The sequence below is a fragment of the Pseudomonas sp. Root329 genome, assembly GCF_001424925.1.
GTDB lineage: Bacteria > Pseudomonadota > Gammaproteobacteria > Pseudomonadales > Pseudomonadaceae > Aquipseudomonas > Aquipseudomonas arabinosi.
The window spans coordinates 265,201-288,224 of record NZ_LMCV01000050.1; the positions used below are offsets into that span (position 1 = coordinate 265,201).

The following is a 23,024-nucleotide window of genomic DNA, read 5'->3' on the forward strand; positions in this document are numbered from 1 at the left end:
AGCTGAAATTTCTTTATTTTTGGCAGACAGCATCAAGCTTTCACCTTTTCTGGTTGGCAAAAGACCAACCTTAACGATTATTCTCACAACGCGGCTGGAGGCCACAAGCCGCTCATCTGTAGTTTTACTACTCGTATATACATTCGAAAGGCTGAAATGCCCGATGATTTGTAGTAAAACTACACGCCGCCGGAACAACCTCTCGGCAATCCAAGAATTTATATCGTCTGCCCACAAGGCCAGTCGCAAACTCAGGCAACCGATTCTGGAAGCCTTTCCGCCCTGGAGCAAGCCATGCAAGACCTCGATCCCGTCGAAACCCAGGAATGGTTGGACGCCCTGGAATCGGTTCTCGACAAAGAAGGCGAAGACCGCGCTCACTATCTGATGACCCGTATGGGCGAACTCGCAACCCGTAGCGGTTCGCAATTGCCTTACGCCATCACCACGCCATACCGCAACACGATCCCCGTTACCCACGAAGCACGCATGCCTGGCGACCTGTTCATGGAACGCCGCATTCGCTCGTTGGTACGCTGGAACGCGATGGCCATGGTGATGCGTACGAACCTGAAAGATTCTGACCTGGGCGGTCACATCTCCAGCTTCGCCTCCAGCGCAACCCTGTACGACATCGGCTTCAACTATTTCTTCCAGGCCCCGACCGACGAACACGGCGGCGACCTGATCTACTTCCAGGGCCACACCTCGCCAGGCGTTTACGCCCGTGCGTTCATGGAAGGTCGCATCACCGAAGACCAGATGAACAACTTCCGCCAGGAAGTGGACGGTCAGGGCCTGTCGTCCTATCCGCACCCTTGGCTGATGCCTGATTTCTGGCAGTTCCCGACTGTATCCATGGGTCTGGGCCCGATCCAGGCGATCTACCAGGCACGCTTCATGAAGTACCTGGAAGCCCGTGGCTTCATCCCTGAAGGCAAGCAAAAAGTCTGGTGCTTCCTGGGCGACGGCGAGTGTGACGAACCAGAATCCCTGGGCGCGATCTCGCTGGCTGGCCGTGAGAAGCTCGACAACCTGATCTTCGTTATTAACTGCAACCTGCAGCGCCTTGATGGCCCGGTTCGCGGCAACGGCAAGATCATCCAGGAACTCGAAGGCGTGTTCCGCGGTGCTCAGTGGAACGTGACCAAAGTCATCTGGGGCCGTTTCTGGGACCCACTGCTGGCCAAAGACGTCGACGGTATCCTGCAACGTCGCATGGACGAAGTCATCGACGGCGAGTACCAGAACTACAAAGCCAAAGACGGCGCGTTCGTTCGTGAACACTTCTTCAACTCGCCAGAACTCAAGGCGATGGTTGCTGATCTGTCCGACGACGAGATCTGGAAACTCAACCGTGGCGGCCACGACCCGTACAAGGTCTACGCGGCGTACCACGAAGCGGTCAACCACAAAGAACAACCGACCGTCATCCTGGCCAAGACCATCAAAGGTTATGGCACCGGTGCCGGCGAAGCGAAGAACACTGCGCACAACACCAAGAAAGTCGATGTCGACAGCCTGAAGTTGTTCCGTGATCGCTTCGACATTCCGGTCAAAGACGAAGAACTGGAAAACCTGCCGTTCTTCAAACCGGAACCAAACAGCGCTGAAGCCCGCTACCTGAGCGAGCGCCGCACTGCACTGGGCGGTTTCGTGCCACAGCGCCGTGCCAAAAGCTTCGACATCCCGACGCCATCGCTGGATACCCTCAAGGCAATCCTGGACGGCTCGGGCGACCGTGAAATTTCCACCACCATGGCCTTCGTGCGGATCCTCGCGCAGCTGGTCAAGGACAAGGAAATCGGTTCGCGCATCGTTCCGATCATCCCGGACGAAGCCCGTACCTTTGGTATGGAAGGCATGTTCCGTCAGTTGGGCATTTACTCGTCCGTCGGCCAGCTCTACGAGCCAGTCGATAAAGACCAGGTGATGTTCTACAAAGAAGACAAGAAGGGCCAGATCCTCGAAGAAGGCATCAACGAAGCGGGCGCCATGAGCTCCTTCATCGCTGCCGGTACTTCGTACTCCAGCCACAACCAGCCGATGCTGCCGTTCTACATCTTCTACTCGATGTTCGGTTTCCAGCGTATTGGCGACCTGGCCTGGGCCGCTGGCGACAGCCGCACCCGTGGCTTCCTGATCGGCGGCACCGCCGGCCGGACCACGCTGAACGGCGAAGGCCTGCAACACGAAGACGGTCACAGCCACATCCTGGCTGCCACCATCCCGAACTGCCGCACCTTTGATCCAACCTACGGCTACGAGCTGGCGGTGATCATTCAGGACGGCATGAAGAAGATGACCGAAGAGCAGCAGGACGTTTTCTACTACATCACCGTGATGAACGAGTCCTACCAGCAGCCAGCCATGCCGGCCGGTGTCGAGGAAGGCATCATCAAGGGCATGTACCTGCTCGAGGAAGACACCCGCGAAGCGGCGCACCACGTTCAGCTGATGGGCTCCGGTACCATCCTGCGTGAAGTTCGCGAAGCGGCGAAAATCCTGCGTGAACAGTTCAACGTCGGCGCTGACGTGTGGAGCGTTACCAGCTTCAACGAACTGCGTCGCGACGGCCTGGCCGTAGAGCGCAGCAACCGTCTGCACCCGGGTCAGAAGCCTAAACTGAGCTATGTCGAAGAGTGCCTGAACGGCCGTCAAGGTCCGGTCATCGCGTCTACCGACTACATGAAGCTGTTCGCTGAGCAAATTCGTCAGTGGGTCCCGTCCAAGGAATTCAAAGTCCTGGGCACCGACGGTTTCGGCCGCAGTGACAGCCGTAAGAAGCTGCGTCACTTCTTCGAAGTCGACCGTCATTTCGTGGTGTTGGCAGCCCTGGAAGCCTTGGCTGACCGTGGTGATATCGAACCTAAAGTGGTGGCTGAAGCCATCGCCAAGTTCGGGATCAACCCGGAAAAACGCAACCCACTGGACTGCTGAGGAGACACTCTGTGAGCGAACTCATTCGCGTACCTGACATCGGCAGCGGTGAAGGTGAAGTAATCGAACTATTTGTGAAAGTCGGCGACCGTGTGGAAGCTGACCAGAGCATCCTGACGCTTGAGTCGGACAAGGCGAGCATGGAAATCCCTGCTCCCAAGGCCGGCATCGTCAAAAGCCTGAAAGTGAAGCTGGGCGATCGCCTGAAAGAAGGCGACGAACTGCTGGAGCTGGAAGTCGAAGGTGCCGCTGTTGCGGCCCCTGCGGCTGCCGCTGCGCCGGCTGCCAAAGCTGAAGCGAAACCGGCTGCTGCTCCTGCCGCCGCCGCTCCAGCTCCAGCTGCTGCGCCTGCTGCTGCAACCACCCTGCAAGTGCACGTGCCGGACATCGGCTCGTCGGGCAAGGCCCAGATCATCGAGATCCAGGTCAAGGTCGGCGACACCGTCGAGGCTGACCAGTCGCTGATCACCCTGGAATCCGACAAGGCCAGCATGGAAATTCCTTCGCCCGCCGCTGGCGTGGTCGAAAGCATCAGCGTCAAGCTCAACGACGAAGTCGGCACTGGCGACCTGATTCTGGCCCTGAAAGTGGCAGGTGCCGCGGCACCGGCTGCGGCCGCGCCAGCTCAGGCGGCGGCACCTGCTGCCGCTGCTCCAGCGCCAGCCGCTGCGGCCCCGGCTGCACCGGTTGCCGACAGTGTTCAGGACATTCATGTCCCGGACATTGGCTCTTCGGGCAAGGCCAAGATCATCGAAGTCCTGGTCAAGGCCGGCGATACCGTTGAAGCCGATCAGTCGCTGATCACCCTGGAATCCGACAAGGCGAGCATGGAAATTCCATCGCCTGCCGCTGGCGTGGTGGAAAGCGTTTCCATCAAGCTGGATGACGAAGTCGGTACCGGCGACCTGATCCTGAAGCTGAAAGTCAAAGGCGCTGCATCGGCTGCTGCCCCGGCTCCAGCCGCTGCTGCTGCTCCTAGTGCTCCAGCTCCAGCCGCCGCTGCACCTGCCGCAGCCGCACCTGCTGCTGCCCCGGTTGCGGCTCCAGCCAAGCCGGGCGCCAAAGTTCACGCCGGCCCAGCCGTGCGTCAACTGGCCCGCGAGTTCGGCGTCGAGCTGAACGCCGTCGGCGCCAGCGGTCCACACGGTCGCATCCTGAAAGAAGACGTGCAGGTTTACGTCAAAGCCATGATGCAGAAGGCCAAGGAAGCACCGGCCGCTGCTGCTGGCGCAACCGGTGGCGCAGGCATCCCGCCGATTCCGGTCGTGGACTTCAGCCGCTTCGGTGAAACCGAAGAAGTGCCGATGACCCGTCTGATGCAAATCGGCGCGTCGAGCCTGCATCGCAGCTGGCTGAACATTCCGCACGTGACTCAGTTCGATTCGGCTGATATCACCGACCTGGAAGCGTTCCGTATCGCTCAGAAAGCCGTTGCAGAGAAGGCTGGCGTCAAGCTGACCATCCTGCCGCTGCTGCTCAAATCCTGCGCGCACCTGCTCAAGGAACTGCCGGACTTCAACAGTTCGCTGGCACCAAGCGGCAAAGCGATCATCCGCAAGAAGTACGTGAACATCGGCTTCGCCGTCGACACCCCTGAAGGCCTGCTGGTACCGGTCATCAAGAACGTCGATCAGAAGAGCCTGCTGCAACTGGCAGCCGAAGCCGCTGTGCTGGCCGCCAAAGCCCGCGACAAAAAGCTCACCGCTGACGACATGCAAGGCGCCTGCTTCACCATTTCCAGCCTCGGCCACATTGGCGGCACCGGCTTCACGCCGATCGTCAACGCGCCGGAAGTGGCGATCCTCGGTGTTTCCAAGGCAACCATCCAGCCAGTCTGGGACGGCAAAGCCTTCCAGCCGAAACTGATGCTGCCGCTGTCGCTGTCCTACGATCACCGTGTGATCAACGGCGCCGCCGCTGCACGCTTCACCAAGCGTCTGAGCGACCTGCTGGCGGACATCCGCACCATCCTGCTGTAACACCGATCGGCCCTCCAACACCTGAGGGCCCGTCGCGTTCCACGTTTTCCGAGCGCCACGCTCGTACCTCAACCCCGCCAGTTTGGCGGGGCTTTTTTTGCCTGAAAGAAAGACACCCAACACCCCTTTCCTACATTAGCGGCTTACGTCGCCCACAACTCCTGTCCACTTCTGCTCGATATTTCTTGCGAGCCAAGATTAGTTAAACTAATTATCGTTAAACCTTCATAAGCCAATTTTGCTTAGTTAGCATCAATTCGAATGGATTCGAACATGTTCAAACCGACTGTCGGCCCTATTATTGGCCACACAACAACTAACCACGCACGCGTCTTCTTGCGTGGTGAACTTCAAAACAATGCACCCGTATTTGCAGGCATTCGTTATCGCCGGCCCGGTGAAGAGCGCTGGTCCCACGGTGTATTTGCAAAGTTGACGATAGTGCGTGATATGTCCGATGTGATTGCGCTCAACAACCTTGCCGCCGATACCGAGTACGAATACCAGGCAGGCTGGTTCAGCCCCATGAGCCCGGTGCACACCGTGGAAACGGTTCAGGAACTGCCGCTGCAATGGCCGCGGGGTATCTACCGGTTTCGCACACAATCCAGCAAAACCAAGATTCCACGGGCCTATATCGTCGGTTCATGTCGTTACCTGCGCATGACCGCTGGCGTCCCGTCTGCACCGCATCTGGGGGACAGGATTTTCGCCTCGATCACGAATCTGGTGCAGCAGGCCGAACCGCCCATCAGCGCCATGTTGATGACCGGCGATCAAATCTATGTCGATGACCTGAACGTCATTGCTCCTGACCGGGAATACAAGGAAATACTCAGTAAGTACCGCGCAGCTTTTTCCCAACCCAATATTGCCAAGTTAATGTCGAGCGTGCCGACTTACATGATCCTCGACGATCATGAAATTGAAGATAACTGGCCCGCCAACGAAAGTAAGGCCGATGCCTATTTATACAAAAACGCCATCGCAGCGTATGAGTTATATCAAGCCAGTCATAGCCCGGCGCATAAACTTCTTTCCAACGGGCAAATAAATAGAAAACTGGAACACTATTGGTATCAATTCGCCGAAGGCGATATCGAATGGTTTGTCACTGACAGTCGAACCCGACGCAACCTCTCGGCCAATGATCGACGCATCCTCGACGAAGAGCAGGAACAAGCCTTGTGCAAATGGCTGATTCACAGCCCGGCCAGGGTCAAATTCGTGGTCACCAGCGTGATGTTCTACCCCGACCGCAAAGCCCATGGTGATGACGCGTGGAAGGCCTTTCCCGAACAACGTTTGCGGCTGCTGGAGACAATTCGTACACACCGCATCAAGAACGTCTTCTTCGTTTCCGGTGATGTCCACGGCTCCCTGACCAGTCGCCTGACTCACAGCGAGGACCCGGACTTCGAGGTACACACCATCGTCTCCTCACCCTTGTGCAACAGCAAACTGCTGCCGTACGCCAAGGCATCCACCTTCATCCTCGACCAACCGTTGGCGCGAACAACCGCTGGCGACTATCAGCATGAACTGACCAGCCGGGTGGTCAGCCAGGACAATTTCGCTCATTTGATCGTCGATGCCGAACAGGTTCGTGTCAGCTATCACGACCGGGGCGGCAACTTTTTGCAGTCGACCAGCATCCCGCTCCGCTGAGCCCTTGAGGGCCAAATGCATTAGTTTCGGCCCGGCGCTGGAGAAATCTTCGCGCCGGCCGACATATTCTTATAGCACTTGGCCTTCATGTCTCTTGTCAGTCAGTGTCGCAATGATGCAACCTTGCCGCAGGTAACAGTAAAGAGGGCGAGAGCCCGGCGCGATCAGCCTATTCGAAGTGAGTTTCCTTCCATATGAAGAGCCAACCCGATGCCGCCAGCCGTATGGTGGCCGAGGTAGTGACGCAGTTGCCTGTGCCCTCGCGGCTCGGCATGCTTCGTTTCGAACGGCTGAATGAAGCGAGCTGGGCGCTGCTGTTTCTTGATCCCAATTGCGAACGACAATTCGGCCTGCCGGCTGTGGAACTCTGTGCTCTGGTCGGCTCGCCCTACGCCAGCCTGATGGAGCCCGAAGCGCGTTATCAGCTGCATGACGCGGTTCAGCAACAACTCACCGAAAGCCCGCATTACCTGATCCGCTACACCCTGCACACCGCCGCCGGCTCCTTGAACCTGCTGGAGCTGGGCGAAGCCTACAAGCAACACAATCGACACCTGCTGCGCGGCTACCTGCTGGTAGTCGACGGCCTGTTCGAGGGCGAGCAACTGCTGCCGGCCCTGGACCTCGAAACCCAGAACTCTCGCCTGCAAATCGCCCTGGAACTCAATCAGCGCGCCCAGCAGGAACAGCTTCTGCACCTGGACCGGGTGCGCGCCCAGCAAGACTTGATCCTGCTGCTGACCCGCCAGCGCTATAGCAGCAACAACTCCCTGAAAGAAGCCGCCGAGCTGATCACTCGCAGTGCCTGTGACATTTACGAAATCGACTGCGCCAGCCTGTGGAACCTCGAAGGTTCACTGCTCGTGCCGATTTCGGCCTATCACCGCGCCAGCCAGGAATACCTGCTGCCGGAGCCGATTGACGTCAGTCTCTTCCCTGATTATCTGGATGCCTTGCACACCGGCCGCGCCATCGACGCCCACAACGCCATGCGCGACCCGCGCACCCGGGAAATGGCCGAACACCTGCGCCCGCGCGATGTGAATGCGATGCTCGACGCCAGTATTCGCGTCGACGGCCAAGTGGTCGGCGTACTCTGCCTGGAGCAGACCGGTACGCCCCGCGCCTGGCAATCGGACGAAATTGCTTTCGCCGGTGAGTTGGCGGATCAGTTTGCCCAAGTCATCAACAACCACAACCGCCGCACCGCCACCAGCGCCCTGCACCTGTTCCAGCGTGCGGTAGAGCAAAGCGCCAACGCCTTTTTGCTGGTTAATTGCGACGGTGTGGTGGAATACGTCAACCCGAGCTTCACGGCGATCACCCAGTACACCACCGAAGAAGTCCACGGCCAGCGACTGTCGGAACTGCCGGCACTGGAAAACCTCAGCGAACTGTTATTCGACGCGCACTCGGCGCTGGCCAAGAGCAACAGCTGGCAGGGTGAGTTCAAAAGCCGCCGTAAGAACCTCGAACCCTACTGGGGCCAGTTGTCGATTTCCAAGGTCTACGGCGACAACCGCGAGCTGACGCATTACATCGGCATCTACGAAGACATCACCCAGACCAAGCTCGCTCAGCAACGCATCGAGCGTCTGGCGTATACCGATAACCTGACCAACCTCGGCAACCGCCCGGCCTTCATCCGCAACCTCGATGAACGTTTCGCCCGAGACAGCGATACCCCGATCAGCTTGTTGCTGGTGGACATCGACAACTTCAAGCGGATCAACGACAGCCTCGGCCACCAGACTGGTGACAAACTGCTGATCAGCCTGGCCCGACGCCTGCGCAACAGCCTGAGCCCGAGCGGCAGCCTGGCGCGGTTCGCCAGTAACGAATTCGCCGTGCTGCTGGACGACACCGACCTGCGTGCGGGCCAACAGATTGCCAATCAATTGCTGGCGACCCTCGACAAGCCAATGTTCGTCGACAACCAGCTGATCAGCGTCACCGGCTCCGTGGGCCTGGCCTGCGCACCGTTGCACGGTCGCGATCCGCAAACCCTGATGCGCAACGCCGGCCTCGCCCTGCACAAGGCCAAGGCCAACGGTAAACATCAGGTCCAGGTGTTCACCGAAGCGCTGAACGCCGAAGCCAGCTACAAACTGTTCGTCGAAAACAACCTGCGCCGCGCCCTGACCCAGAACGAGCTGGACGTGTTCTACCAGCCCAAGCTCTGCCTGCGCAGCGGTCGCCTGCTCGGGATGGAAGCGCTGCTGCGCTGGAACCATCCGGAAAAAGGCATGATCCGCCCGGACCAGTTCATCAGCGTCGCCGAAGAAACCGGGCTGATCATTCCGATTGGCAAATGGATCGCCCGCCAGGCCTGCCGCATGAGCAAAGACCTGACTGCCGCGGGCCTGGGCAATCTTCAGGTGGCAATCAACCTGTCGCCCAAGCAGTTCTCCGATCCGGACCTGGTGTCGTCCATCGCCAACATCCTCAAGGAAGAAGCGCTGCCGGCCAACCTGCTGGAACTCGAACTCACCGAAGGCCTGCTGCTGGAAGCCACCGAAGACACTCACTTGCAGCTCGATCAGCTCAAGCGCCTGGGCCTGACCCTGGCCATGGATGACTTCGGCACCGGGTACTCGTCGCTCAGTTACTTGAAAAAATTCCCGATCGACATCATTAAGATTGATCGAAGCTTCATCCACGAAATCCCCGACAACCAGGACGACATGGAAATCACCTCCGCGGTGATCGCCATGGCCCACAACCTGAAACTCAAGGTCGTGGCTGAAGGCATCGAAACGGCCGAGCAGTTGGCTTTCCTGCGCCGTCACCGCTGCGACGTTGGCCAGGGCTACCTGTTCGACCGACCGATTCCGGGCACCGAGCTGATCGAAAAGCTCAAGCGCTATCCGCGTGGCCCGATCGCCTGACATTCTTCAGTCATTGCACAAAACCCTGTGGGAGCGGGCTTGCTCGCGAAAGCGGCGTGACAGTCGACATCATTGTTGCCTGACACACCGCCTTCGCGAGCAAGCCCGCTCCCACAGGGGTAGTGATTAACTTGGCATCATTGGGCAAACTGGCGGTCTGACTTTCTACATCCAAACCTGACTGAGAGGACTGATCATGGTCTTGCGCTCGGAAATTCTGGTGAACAAAAACGTGCTCCCGACTAAAGAACAAGCTCTGCCTGGCCGTGAAACCCCAATGACCGTGCCGGAAAAACACTTCGTCCACGACGCCCCGCTGCTGGGCCCGTTCGCGATGGACGTGGATTTCGCGATCTTCGGCCTCGGCTGCTTCTGGGGCGCAGAGCGCAAGTTCTGGCAGCGCGAAGGCGTGGTCAGTACGGCGGTGGGTTACGCCGGCGGCTTTACGCCGAACCCGACGTATGAAGAAGTCTGCTCGGGCCTGACCGGCCACAGCGAAGTGGTACTGGTGGTCTACGAGCCGGCAAAAGTCAGCTACGAAGAGCTGCTGAAGATGTTCTGGGAATTGCACAACCCGACTCAGGGCATGCGTCAGGGCAATGACATCGGCACGCAGTACCGCTCGGTGATCTACGCCACCAACCCGACTCAGTTGGCAGCCGCCAAGCACAGCGAGCAAGTGTTCCAGGCTGAGTTGACCAAGGCTGGGAAAGGCACGATCACCACTGAAATCGACGAAGCCCCGACGGTCTACTTTGCCGAGGCTTATCACCAGCAATACCTGGCCAAAAACCCTGAAGGGTATTGCGGGATTGGCGGTACAGGCGTGACTTGCCCGATCTAAATCCCAAAAAGCAAAAGATCGCAGCCTCGTTTCACTCGACAGCTCCTACCGGGTTACGCATTCCCTTGTAGGAGCTGTCGAGTGAAACGAGGCTGCGATCTTTTGATCTTGCTTGTCGATTTACCCTATTCGGCAATCAACCAATCCATCTGCCACCCACCCTGGGTCTGCCCCAACTTCTTGGACAACCACGGCAGCAACTCACGCAATTCCTCTTCCAGCCCCCACGGCGGATTCGCAATCGCCAACCCCGAGCCATTCAGACTGTTCGGCGTATCCAGCGGATGCACCAGCAACTCGACGCGCAACAACTTCGGTGCGCCCGTGCCCGCCAGGTCCTGATAAAAACGACGCAACATGCGCTGGTCCTTCACCGGGTACCAAATCGCCGCCACGGTCTGACGCATCCGGCCAATCGCTTCTTTCAAAGACGCCGCACAGCGCTGCATCTCATCCAGCTGCTCGAACGGCGGATCAATCAACATCACCGCCCGCTTCTCCTGCACCGGCAACATCGCACGCGGCACATGCCAGCCTTCGCCCAGATGCACCTTCACCCGACGGTCGCCGGCCATGTTGTCCTTGAGCAGCAAACCGTCTTCCGGATGCTTCTCGTTGAGCATCACCCGATCCTGCGGCCGCGTCAGACGCCGCGCCAACTCCGGCGACCCCGGGTAATAGCGCAACTGGCCATCCGGGTTCATGTCGTGCAGCACCTTCATGTAATCCGCGGTCAACGCCGGCAGATCCGGCTGATCCCACAAACGCGCAATACCTTCCAGGTACTCACCGGTACGGCTCGCCTGGTCACCCTGCAGGTCATACAGACCAATGCCGGCGTGAGTGTCGAGATAGGCAAACGGCTGCTCCTTGCGCGCCATCAAAGCGATGATGCGGGTCAAAGTCAGGTGTTTGAACACATCGGCGTGATTGCCGGCATGGAAGGCGTGACGATAATTCATGATTGCTCCTGCGAAGGGCGGGAAGTTTACCTTGTACCGAGGCGAACGTCAGGACCTCACAGCCGAGCGGGCTATCCCAGCCCCTATTTCGGGCATCACACAAACCCTGTGGCGAGGGGGCTTGCCCCCGTTGGGCTGCGAAGCAGCCCCAAAACCTACAATCCGGTTATGCCTGTCACACCGCACTGCCCGGTTTACGACTGCTGCGCAGCCGAGCGGGAGCAAGCTCCCTCGCCACAAAAGCCGCCCGGCGCTACTCCGAAGACCGAGCCTTCAATCGTCGCCCTAACACATCCAGCACATCACACCCATCCCGCAACGGAATGGCACAGAGCAAAGCAAAATCACTAAGAATGAAGGACTGACACTCGATCGAACCGCGCATGGACAAGTTCTCCATCACTTGGGTGACGGCGCGAATTCGGTAGTTGGCAGCGTCATACAAAACATCCAGCGGCGCTTGGGTGTCGACGAACAGGGTTGGCATGTCGTCGCAATTGCTGGTGAGCGCCATGAAGCGGTTTTCGGGGTGAGGGACAGGTTTTATGTAGGGTGGATCGGGGTGAAGTGTTTTCATTTTTTTAAGACCTTGGAGTATGTATTTAAAGCTACCAACGGCCTTTCCTACGGGCTTGGGTGGCAGCCGTGCACGGGAGTAGGAAACTGAGACACTCCAACTCAGCCACGCCGAAGCGTGTCCCGCGCACAGCCGCCGCGAACGATGTTACGGGCACTAAATAAGTGCCGCAATCAAACGACAGCGATGATGCACATTGGAGTTCAGGGTTCCTACACCCTGCCACTGCTTTTGCAGTGACAGCCAAAGACTATCCATGGAGTTCACTTCGCACCAGTTCATGGAAATCGATACGTCTTGAAGGAAACCTCCGACGACCTTGCCCAGAAAATTCGCAATAATCACGACAATTTTAAACACCGCCTACTCAGTCCGTTGTACTGGCAATCAATGCACTGAGGATCCGACGTTTAGGATTCCAGATAGTCAAACACCACACACCCCACCATTCCAGGCCTTCGTTAAAGTAATCACTCCACGATTCGCGCCCTGGAATTGCATCATCGTTATCGAGCCATTCCAGCTTAAATCCCTTAACCCAATTTATTACTACAACATCATCCTGTTCTTCTAGGCCGAGAGTCTGGCACCACTCATGGAATAGTGCCTGTGCTTCAGGCTCTCCTCCTTTGAATTCAGTTCCATAAGGTGGCTCACGAAAGGAACCATAAAACGCCAGTGGTCCTCGCTCATAATCTTCAATCAAAATAATATTATGTATTTCTTCCCGACTCAAAACAGTAGCTACAGCCTTGTCTAGCTCCCAGCTGATCGCTGGATTTCCGGGATTTATATACTCCGGATTCTTTATTAAATCGTTATGCCACTCCCACGAGTCTTTCATGAGCTTTTCGTGAAGCCCGATCAAGGCTTGCCGATGAGTTGATTCGTCGACTGTCACATTTGTCTCAGGACGAAGCACGACAAAGTTGAAAACGCAGCCAGCGTCATCCATCTGATCAAGCAGCGATTTACTTTTTTCTTCTTCATTTACTTTCAACACCAAAAGTTTTACCTTTTCTCATTCAGGACAATAGCTTCTTCATTTTCGACACTCTCAAAGCAAAACGTACAAAAATTGACATCTTAAAAAAACCACTACTCCTCAAGCAATTGATAGCGGCGCAAACGACCGAAGTGAAAGGGGACAGATTTATTTATTCTATGTCCGTAACCCCGCAACCTCCGTCAGAAAGAAACGTCTATTCGATCTACCTTAACTTTTACGAATCGCTCGTTCGGACGAGGATAGTCGTAGTGAATTTCCTGATCCGAAAAATCCACAAAAGATCGGAACACGCCCCCATCCAAATACCCATAAAGCGCGGATGAAAATCCGTCATCTTTCATTTCTATCAGTGTAGTGATTGGCTCCTCTGCCGCAGAAAATGGGACAGATTTATTTATTATCATCAACCTGATATCTCAGCAAACATTCCAAAAGAACTCTCATAAACCTACGTCGATCCTCAACCTCATCATCAAAATAGGTTGTTATTTTGTCAAAAACAGAGTCAAAATTTTCATCCACCTCCAAATAGTGAATCAATGTATCGATATACCATTGGCGATCACTGTCACTATAAGAGGCAAACTCCGGCTTCATAAGTATATCGAACAACTCTGCAAGCTCGATCTCATCATTCACATTTTTAGAAACTATGATCCTCTCTCTTTCATCGCTATCAACATTGTCAATATCGAATAAAAAAAGTAGACCTCGCAAAATCGAAAGCTTAGGAAGACGTTTCATTCAAAATCCGCATAAGTTGTTATCGGAGCACCAGTATTATCTAGAATGGCGACTGCATTCTTCTGCTTGCCGTACACTAAACCACCACGCTTATATCCTTCACCAATTTGCTTACCCATATTCATTGGCTCTTTCGACGCTGCATGCCCATTTGTTCTGAATATTAGCTGAGCTCGGTGAATAGCGTTCAGTTGATCCCTATAGCTTATAAAACGTGTTGCTGCGCTAGGAATTTTTGGTTGACCTGCCTTCTTTCCTGATGTGTACCTTTCAATTACTCCGGTTGTTGGGTTCCTTCCCGTCATTGCCCGCTCACGTTGAGAGTTCAAGCTAGTCTGCTTCCCATGCTTTTCTAGAAAATGAGCACCTGGAGTGGCCCTCTCCATCTCATCTAAACGTCGATATGCATTCGCCTCAGCCAACTCATCAATCCGCGCCCTCCGCTGCTCACCCGTCAGCTTCGGCAGCGGCGGCTCACCCTCATCAACCCTAGCGCCAGTCGTATCATCCGGCGCCCCACACCCAGGCTTATTCGGTGGCGGACAGTTCCCGCTCAACCCCAACGGATCAACCCACCCCGTCGGATTCGGCGTGTACTGGTACTGGTTCAACCCGCCCGCTAGCTTGACCGGATCCGGTGTCAGGTACCGACCAACCTCCGGATCATAGTACCGATGCCGGTTGTAGTGCAGGCCACTCTCGGCGTCGAAGTACTGCCCCTGAAACCGTAACGGCTGATCGAGCTGTTCTCCCCCACCGAACGCCAGACGAGTGACTTTGCCGTAGGCGTTGTACTTCGCCGACCAGACAATCTCGCCACCAAAATCGGTCAGTTCCTGCGGCGTACCCAGGTGGTCGAGTTGGTAGTAGAACGGGCAGGCTTTGCGCGGGCCTTTGCCGTCGAGCATGGCCAGTGGGCGGAAGCTGCCCGGTTCGTAGAGGTAGCTGCGGTAGTGCTCGCGGCTGCTTTCGGCGATGAGGTGGTTGCCTTGCCAGAAGAACTCGGTGGTGTTGCCGTCGACGGTTTTGCTGATGCGACGGCCGAAGGCGTCGTAGCGGTAGGTCGCCTGGCTGCCGTTGGGCAGGGTGGCGCCGATCAGCCGATGTTGGCAGTCGTAGCGGTACTCGGTGATCAGGTAGTCGTAATGGCGATCGCCTTGCATGAGCAGACGATTACCCAGCACCTTCGCGGCGCCGGGACGGTCCTGCATCAGCAGGTTGCCGGCGGGGTCGTGGGCGAAGCTTTCCGGTGGGTCGTCGCGGGTGTGGCGGACGCGGGTCAGGCGGTTGAGCGGGTCGTATTGGTAATTGCGTTGGCCGTGACGGGTGTCGGCGATGCTGTCGAGATTGCCGTTGGTGCTGTAGGCATAGTCGCGGCGATACAGTGTTTGGTGCTGTTGACTGACAGCGTGGGCCTTCAATCGGCCCTGATCGTCGTAGGCATATTCGCTGAGTAACTGCCCCTGCTGGCGTTGCTGCTCGCGACCGAAGGCGAATTGATGAGTGGTGAGTCGCGCGCCATTGAGGTCGATGGCCGTCAGCGCGCCGCCCTTGGCGTGGTGGTAATCGAGTTTGCTGCCGTCCGGCAGACGCAGGCGGTTCAGCTGGCCGCAGGCGTCATAGCCATAACGCAGGGTGCCCCAGCCCTGGTGTTCGGTGATCAGCCGGTCTTGCTGGTCGTACTCAAACTCCAGCGGATGGTCGTGACCGTCATCGACGCTGACCAACCGGCCGAGGCGGTCGTAGCGGTATTGAACCTGGATGCCGTCGGGCAGGGTCTTGACCAGCAGGCGTCCGGCCGAATCCCGCTCATAAGCTGTAATAAGTCTCGAGCCGTCCTCACCGAACTCGGTTTTCTCCAGCAGCTGGCCATTGAGGTCGTAGGCGTACGCCGTGCGCTGGCCGTCGAATCCGGTTTCCTGTCGGATCAAGCCGTTGGGCGTGTAGTCCAGCTGATATTTTTCGCCGGATTCGTTTTCGATTTCCGTGAGCAACAACTGCGCGTTGTCGTAGCGGTACTTCAGTTGGGTGCCGTCGGCATTGATGCGGCGGCTGACCAGGTGCAGGTCGTCGATGTATTCGTAACGGGTGACGCGACCCAGTTCATCGCGCTCGGCGGTGATCTTGCCGTAGGCGTTGTAGCTGAACGCGCGGCTGGCACCGGTAGGAAGCGTCGTCTGGATCAGTCGTCCAACGGCATCCCATTGGTACTGGGTAACGCCACCGTGTTCGTCCTGACGGGTAATCTGCCGCCCCAACGCATCGTAGGAAAACCGCCGCACACCACCATCCGGCAGCGTTTCCTCAATCAACTGCCCCAAGCCATTCCAGACGAAGACATGCCGGCTGGTGTCCGGGTAACGGATCGACAGCAGCTGACCTTTTTCGTCGTAGTGATAATGAGTGACATGACCGTCAGGGTCGGTCGCTTCGGTGATGTCGCCCTGAGCATTGCGCAGATATTTCCACACCGCTTTGCCGCGATAACGCGCATGCAGGAAACCGTGGCGATACTCGTAGGCCGTCGGCTCGTCTTCCGGCGGAATCAGCGCAACCAGCCGTCCGACTTCGTCGTAACGGTATTCGGTGACGGCGCCGAGCGGATCCTGCTCGGCAATCAGCCGACCTTTGTCGTCGTAGACCTTTAGGTGTTCGCCACCGTCCAGCTCGACCTTGCGCACCAGTCGCGCCCGGTCGTCATGGACGTAAATCTCTTCGCTGCCATCAATGTTCTGGACGGTGACACTGCCCTCGTCGTCCCAGACATAGCGCGCGTCCATCTGCGCAAACGACGCCCAGTGGCGGATGCAGCGGGCCGCCTTGCCGGACCGCTCCCACTCCCAGAAGAAACTCGCCCCACCGGCCAACTGCCGCTGCAGGATGACGTGCTGATCGTCGTAGTCGTAGCGTTCGCTTTCGCCGGCGGCGTTGGTGGCTTCGATCAGTTGATCGCGTTCGTCGTAGCTGTAACTGACCAGTGTCTGCTCGGTGTGCCAAGCCTCATCGAGGGTCTGGGCCGGGACAAAAACCTGATAGTCGACGGCGACTAAATGGCTGCGGTCATAGTGCAATCGCAAGGCCCGGCCGGCGCCATTGTCGAGGCGTTTGATTCGGTCCTGGCGATCGCGGGTGATGCGCAGGCGGTTGTCGTAAGCGTCGCTGATGGTTGTCAGTCGACCGTTGTGGAAGTGATAGAAACGCGTGTCGTCGCCGGCCTGAACGAGGATCAATTCTTCGGGTTCAGCGCCGAGATAAATCGCCGCCCGCGAGAGGCTGTTGTGGATCGTCGGGCGTTCAGTGTTTGGCAGTGGGAAAGTGGTGCGACGGTTTTCGTGGTCGATCCAGATGACGTTTTCGCCATCGATTTCCAGTCGATGGGCGAGGCTGTGACTCCAGCCGAAACCGAGGCCGATATCGATCTCTGCGGCGCTGGTGCGATAGAGCCGGGTGAAGTCGAACGGCAGGATGCCGTCCAGCGAGCCGTCGGTGAGAGTCAGCAGTTCTTCGCCGGTGACCATCGACACCGGGCATTTATTGGTCGCAGTTTTATCAACGGAATCGGCGCTGTCGCCATTAGGGTTTTTCGCCTGCGTTGAGGCGTCGTCGTGGTGCTCGTCTTTTTTCAGCGTGGTGTTCTTGCGGCCATTCCAGCGTAGCTGCATCCGACCTTGTTTGAGCCCCGCCGCCACACCCCGTGCGGCAACTGTTTTATAGCGATCAACGTAAGCCATGAAGTTGTTGATGATCGTGACCATCGACTTCACAAAGCCCATGGCAGCCTCATAAATCTGCGCGCTGTACTTCATCAAGCGCACCGTAAGCCAGGCAATACCAACCCCGACCACGCTCAACACCAGGCCAATCAACAAGTCGATGACCAAGCCAACCACGACCTTAGAAATGGCTTCCGCCGAGGACCCGGCAAGTTGCGAAGGCGGCAATGCTTCAAGCCATAGCACTGCGGTGCGCATCAACAAACACAGCGCCGCCTCGTCGCTGGCCAGCAACATGGCTTTTTCCATCAGGTCGGGGGCGGTTGCGGCCAGACCGGCAAGTTGCCCAGCACTTTCGCCAAGCTTCTCGGCAAAAGCGTTGGGGTCTTTCAGGATGTCGGTAAGTTCACCGATACCATCCCAAACAGCCTCGACCGCCGCCCAACTCCCCGCGAGCATTCCATTACCCACCGCGGCCAGTGAAGCTGATGCCGATTGCTGCGACCACTGCGGTTTAAATCCTTCCCACTCTTTGCGCAGCCAGCCTTCCAACTCTTTGGTCAGGCCATCGTAAGAGGAAAAAAGATCATTGATTTGATCCGGGGTCACTTGACTCTGGACATGCACGCGGTAGAACTTGCCGGGTGTGCCTTCGAACTGTCCTTTACCGTTTTCATCGAGCGTCACAGGTGTCGACTTACCGCCATCAATGGCAATCACGTCGACCTGAATATTCCCCAACGGAATGTCATAAACCGATTCGAATTTGCTCTCGATCTCCAGAATTCCGCTCTTCGGACATTGCGCAACGCTGGAAAAAAAATCGTCATCGCGACTACTGACCGACTTGCTGGTATTTCCCAGCTTGATCTTCCGTTCCATGTCCATCAGCGACGGCATATCCGTGGCTCGACTGACCCTGTCCGCATTTCTGCTCAAGAAGCTGCCAAGTTGATGGCGATACAAACTCAAGGTGTCTTTGAAACCGTCGAGCTCCTGCTCGATCCGTACGATCTGATCCATCAGGGCAGCTCCGTTATCAGGTAATCCACCAAGGCTGATTTTGGTGCTTGAGGCAGGTCGGACGTCTCAAGAAAGCTCGCGACTTTGTGCCGCAACACGCTTTCGGAGAACGCTTCGTAAAGGTCTGGGCGGTCCTCGCTCAGCCACTTCATCAAGTTGTTGATGCGGGTTGTGGCAGACTCGGTGGAGAGGTGATTGAGCAGCGATTCAGAAACTTCCCACCACGGAAAAACACTGGAGGTTTTCAATGCACTGCCGCCGATATCAAGCTGTCGCCCATTGATCAAACAACGGTCGATGACAGGCATTAACTGCGTGGCGTTAACGTCGGCAGACTGCAGAATCGACAGCAAATAGCGCCCATCCCAGAAACGAAAAAACACCGCGTTGCCGTTTGGCAAAAGAACTTGAGTGAGGCTGCGCAAATGCTCGACCAGCGCTTCTTGAGAGACAGAAGAAACCGCCAACCACCCCCAGTCGCGAGACTCGGTGGTAGCAACCCACTCCAGAAACTCACTGCCAGAAGCGACGATTCCGACATAGGGCATCACCGCTTCCCACTCGGCATACACGGTGTCGGCCCAGATCGGGTTCGGCGCTTGAGCAGCGATCGAACGCTGCCAGGCTTTGAACGGTTCAGCAGCGCTGGCACTGCTGAAAATCGCGAACAGTTGCTCCGACGGTTGCAGCGGCTGGTGCTCCAGCCAGTCGTGAGGTGACAAGGCATCAGGCGGCACAAACACCGCCCTTGCAGCGCTCGCATTCTTCGCAGAATGGCGCGTCGCTTTGCAGGCTGAGTATTTGTGCTGCACTGAGCAGCGCCGCCGGGGCGGCTGCGAGTTTCAACGGAACATCCGGCAAGCTCGGCGCGGCGGCCATGGCCGGCATCAACGCGCCACCCACCTGAATCGGTACGCTGCTGAAGATCCCGCCCGGCCCAATGTTGATCCACTGCCCGCCCGCCTGAATGGTCGCGCTGGCCCCACCGTCGATCACCACTTGCTGAGCGGCGCTGACATGGAATTGCTGACTGGCATTCAGCGCCTGGCTGGTCACGCGAATGTGTCGATCACCGACCACCACCAGGTGATCATCCAGCTTCACTTCGGTCTGGCGCTGGCCATGGGTGATGCGTTGCTCGTCGGCCTTCAACTCATGGCGAGCGGTGCCGGTGACAACGATGCTACGGGCGTTATCGACCTGCACCTGTTGATCATTCAACACGTGCTGCGTCCAGTTTCGCTGGGCGCGCAGGTAAATTTCCTCGGCGCCTTTGCGATCCTCGATGCGTAATTCGTTGTAACCGCCACCACCGGGACTGCTCTGGCTGCGGAAAATGCTGCGGGTTTTGTCGGCGGGTAGATCAAGCGGCACCGGAGTTGCCGCGTTTGGCAGGCAACCCATCACCAGCGGTTTGTCGGCATCGGCGTCGACGAATCCCACCAGCACTTCCATGCCGACTCGCGGGATCATCACGCTGCCATAACGGTCGTGCGCCCAGCCGGTGGCGACGCGCAGCCAGCAACTGGAGTGTTCATCGAGCTGACCGTCACGGTCCCAAGCCAGCTGAACCTTGACCCGACCGAACTCGTCGCAATGGATTTCACTGTCGGTGGGGCCGGTGACCACGGCGGGTTGATAGCCGAGCATGCGTGGTTTTTCCGGCCCGAGTGGAGGGCGAAACGAAACGTCCCACGGTGTTGCCAGAAAGGTATTGCGATAGCCCTGAAAATCATCCGGGCCGTCGCTGGTAACCGACTCTTCCAGCACTTGCGGCTGGCGGCCACGGTGTTCAATTTCGGTGATCAACCACAGGTCATTCCATGCCTGACGCGGGTGTTCGGCCAGGTGTAGGAAATGCCCGCTGACCAAAGCCGATTCGTCGCCACGACCTTCGGCCTGACGGAAGTCGGCGTTGTGGCGTTCGAGTGCTCGCTGGGCCAGATCCTTACCGTGTTCGCGATCGGTGAATTGACCAGGAAAGTGGTAATCCTCGAGCACCGGTCGCAGTTCACTGTCGAGGCTGCTTTCAAGTTGCAGGCGAGGTTTTTTGAAGTCGTAGTCGCGACGGGTTACCGCTGTCGTCCGGGTTTCCAGGCGCACGTTGAAACGCTTGATGGCCGGCGCATCCGCCGCCATTCCGCTGCCCGGCAGGTAGAGCGTCGGCTCGGGCAGACGAGGGAAAACCGTCTGGTCATCACCAAACACCAACAGGTGCCCGTCGAGGCTGTGCTGAAAGTGGTAGTGAATGCCGATCTCGGCACACAGGCGCTGGATGAACGCCAGATCGCTTTCGGCGTATTGCACGCAGTACTCGCGCGCTGGGTAGTCGCTTCCGAGACGAAACTCGAAGGCATCGCGCTGGATGCCGTGGTCTTTGAGTACCTGCGTGATGATCGCCGGTACGTTTTTGTGCTGGAAGATTCGCTGATTGATGCGCTGGCCGAGGTAGGTCAGACGCGGCACGAGACTGATTTGGTAGCCCGTCAGGCGTTGTCCGGAATCGCTTTGGCCGACGCGAAATATCTGACCATGAATGCCGGAACCCTGTGCATCAAAACTCAGAAACGCCTGACGATGCAGCAGGCTTTCAAGCTCTATGTCGGGCCGTTCGCTGACCAGTTCCAGGTCAAAACGGTAGGGTTGGCTGATGGCTTCCGTGCCCGTGAACTCAAGCACCTTGAGCTCATTCTGGACACCGTCGATCGTCAACGTGAAACGCGGTTGATTGGCAGGAGCGAACATCCGATGTGTCTCTGCAGAATGAAGGCGGGCGATTCTGCATGAGCGACAAGGGGTGTTGATGGAGGGACAGGGAAATCAGATTTGTCCTACTTATTCTGGAGATTCCCCCTTCAGAAAACGGTTTTTTTGGCTACAGACATTCCTGTCAGAAGCACCCCCGGACAAATGTGGGAGCGGGCTTGCTCGCGAATGCGGTGTGTCAGTCAACATTAATGCCGAATGACCCACCGCATTCGCGAGCAAGCCCGCTCCCACATTAGAACTTCGATACCACAAGATCTGCGCCATAAAAAAACGGCCCGCATCCAGTAGGAAGCGGGCCGTTTTGTTGTAGCCGAAAGGTCAGAGCATCAGCTCATCCCGATCACTTGTTCAGACGGAAATCTGCCTCGGCAGCGGCGAAGCGCTGAAGCATGCCTTTAGTAGGCTCGCCCAGCTTGCTGACAATGTAGATCGCCAGGCTGGCGAAGATGAAACCAGGGATGATTTCGTACAGGCCCAGCAGTTCGAAATGCTTCCAGACGATCACGGTGATCGCGCCGACCAGGATGCCGGCCAGTGCGCCGTTGCGGGTCATGTCTTTCCAGATCACGGAGATCAGGACAACCGGACCGAACGCAGCGCCGAAACCGGCCCAGGCGTAGCTGACCAGACCCAAAACGCGGTTTTCCGGGTTAGCGGCCAATGCGATAGCAATCAGGGCAACCAGCAAAACCATGGCACGACCGACCCAGACCAGTTCTACCTGGGAAGCGGTTTTACGCAGGAAGGTTTTGTAGAAGTCTTCGGTCAGGGCACTCGAGCACACCAGCAATTGGCAGCTCAGGGTGCTCATGACCGCAGCCAGAATGGCCGACAGCAGTACGCCAGCAACCCATGGGTTGAACAGGATCTTGGCCAGTTCGATGAACACACGTTCGTGGTTTTCGCTCACTGGCATGGCCACGGCAGGGTTTGCCGAGAAGTAGGCAATACCGAAGAAACCGACAGCCACGGTGCCGCCCAGGCACAGGATCATCCAGGTCATGGAGATGCGGCGAGCGTTAGCGATCGACTTGACCGAATCCGCCGCCATGAAGCGCGCCAGGATGTGCGGCTGGCCGAAGTAGCCCAGGCCCCAGCCCATCAACGAGATGATGCCGATGAAGGTGGTGTTTTTCAGCATGTCGAAGTTGCTTGGATCTTGTGCTTCGATGGCCAGGAACGTGGTGTCTATGCCGCCAGTGGCCAGCAGCACGATGATCGGCGTCAGCAACAGGGCGAAGATCATCAGCGTGGCTTGTACGGTGTCAGTCCAGCTCACGGCCAGGAAACCGCCGACGAAGGTGTAGGCAATCGTCGCCGCAGCGCCGGCCCACAGCGCCGTCTCGTAGGACATGCCGAAGGTGCTTTCAAACAGACGGGCGCCGGCCACGATGCCGGAAGCGCAGTAGATGGTGAAGAACACCAGAATCACGACCGCAGAGATGATCCGCAGCAGACCGCTTTTGTCTTCGAAACGGCTGGCGAAGTAATCCGGCAGGGTCAGCGCATCACCGTTGTGCTCGGTCTGCACACGCAGACGGCCGGCGACGAACAGCCAGTTCAGGTAAGCACCGATGATCAGACCGATGGCGATCCAGCTTTCGGACAGACCGGACATGTAGATGGCGCCCGGCAGGCCCATCAACAACCAGCCGCTCATGTCAGAGGCGCCGGCGGACAATGCAGTCACGACGCTGCCCAGGCTGCGACCGCCCAGAATGTAGTCAGAAAGGTTGTTGGTGGAGCGATAGGCCATCAAGCCGATCAGCACCATTGCTGCGATGTAGATCACGAACGTGATCAAGGTTGGATTGCTTACGCTCATTAAGTGTCGCCCTGGCTTTGTTTTTATGTAGCGGCGGCTGGTGAACCGCTCGCAAACGATGACGTTTGACAGACGATTCGAGA

At 57.4% G+C, this 23,024-nt stretch carries 13 protein-coding genes; 5 read left to right on the forward strand and 8 right to left on the reverse strand.

From position 1 onward, the window contains the following. The first annotated feature begins 294 nt into the window (after positions 1-294). From aceE to msrA, 5 genes are all read left to right on the forward strand, one after another. Positions 295-2,940, forward strand: coding sequence for a pyruvate dehydrogenase (acetyl-transferring), homodimeric type (gene aceE, locus ASC74_RS29810; RefSeq protein ID WP_046045669.1), 2,646 nt, complete (start codon positions 295-297; stop codon positions 2,938-2,940). Between the two features lie 11 nt (positions 2,941-2,951). Further along, entirely contained in the window at positions 2,952-4,919 is a 1,968-nt protein-coding gene (gene aceF, locus ASC74_RS29815; protein ID WP_056746466.1) for a dihydrolipoyllysine-residue acetyltransferase, read from the forward strand. 273 nt (positions 4,920-5,192) lie between these two features. Next, positions 5,193-6,587: an alkaline phosphatase D family protein gene (locus ASC74_RS29820; protein ID WP_056746467.1), complete on the forward strand. Its 1,395-nt coding sequence runs from the start codon at positions 5,193-5,195 to the stop codon at positions 6,585-6,587. A gap of 194 nt (positions 6,588-6,781) precedes the next feature. Next, complete coding sequence (locus ASC74_RS29825; protein ID WP_056746469.1) at positions 6,782-9,475, forward strand: putative bifunctional diguanylate cyclase/phosphodiesterase; 2,694 nt, start codon at positions 6,782-6,784, stop codon at positions 9,473-9,475. A gap of 196 nt (positions 9,476-9,671) precedes the next feature. Further along, on the forward strand, positions 9,672-10,319 hold the full coding sequence (gene msrA / locus ASC74_RS29830) for a peptide-methionine (S)-S-oxide reductase MsrA (protein WP_046045665.1): 648 nt from the start codon (positions 9,672-9,674) through the stop codon (positions 10,317-10,319). Between the two features lie 125 nt (positions 10,320-10,444). On the opposite strand, the gene ASC74_RS29835 is transcribed toward msrA, so the two are convergent. The 8 genes from ASC74_RS29835 to putP all read right to left on the reverse strand — a co-directional run bounded on the left by ASC74_RS29835 (position 10,445) and on the right by putP (position 22,941). After that, a complete protein-coding gene (locus tag ASC74_RS29835) occupies positions 10,445-11,281 on the reverse strand; it encodes a 23S rRNA (adenine(2030)-N(6))-methyltransferase RlmJ (protein WP_056746472.1) in 837 nt (278 codons plus the stop codon). Positions 11,282-11,534: 253 nt separating this feature from the next. Then, entirely contained in the window at positions 11,535-11,858 is a 324-nt protein-coding gene (locus ASC74_RS29840) for a hypothetical protein (RefSeq protein WP_056746474.1), read from the reverse strand. 367 nt (positions 11,859-12,225) lie between these two features. Next, complete coding sequence (locus ASC74_RS29850; protein ID WP_056746502.1) at positions 12,226-12,861, reverse strand: hypothetical protein; 636 nt, start codon at positions 12,859-12,861, stop codon at positions 12,226-12,228. Positions 12,862-13,257: 396 nt separating this feature from the next. Next, entirely contained in the window at positions 13,258-13,611 is a 354-nt protein-coding gene (locus ASC74_RS29855) for a hypothetical protein (protein WP_056746478.1), read from the reverse strand. Continuing rightward, entirely contained in the window at positions 13,608-18,347 is a 4,740-nt protein-coding gene (locus ASC74_RS29860; protein ID WP_056746480.1) for an RHS repeat-associated core domain-containing protein, read from the reverse strand. Before ASC74_RS29860 ends, ASC74_RS29855 begins: the two co-directional genes overlap by 4 nt. After that, complete coding sequence (locus tag ASC74_RS29865) at positions 18,347-19,084, reverse strand: DUF4123 domain-containing protein (protein WP_056746482.1); 738 nt, start codon at positions 19,082-19,084, stop codon at positions 18,347-18,349. Before ASC74_RS29865 ends, ASC74_RS29860 begins: the two co-directional genes overlap by 1 nt. Further along, on the reverse strand, positions 19,074-21,092 hold the full coding sequence (locus ASC74_RS29870; protein ID WP_056746484.1) for a type VI secretion system Vgr family protein: 2,019 nt from the start codon (positions 21,090-21,092) through the stop codon (positions 19,074-19,076). Before ASC74_RS29870 ends, ASC74_RS29865 begins: the two co-directional genes overlap by 11 nt. Positions 21,093-21,456: 364 nt before the next feature. Beyond that, the gene (putP, locus tag ASC74_RS29875) at positions 21,457-22,941 is read right to left on the reverse strand and encodes a sodium/proline symporter PutP (protein WP_056746486.1); all 1,485 of its coding nucleotides are present in this window, start codon (positions 22,939-22,941) and stop codon (positions 21,457-21,459) included. Between the last annotated feature and the right edge of the window lie 83 nt (positions 22,942-23,024).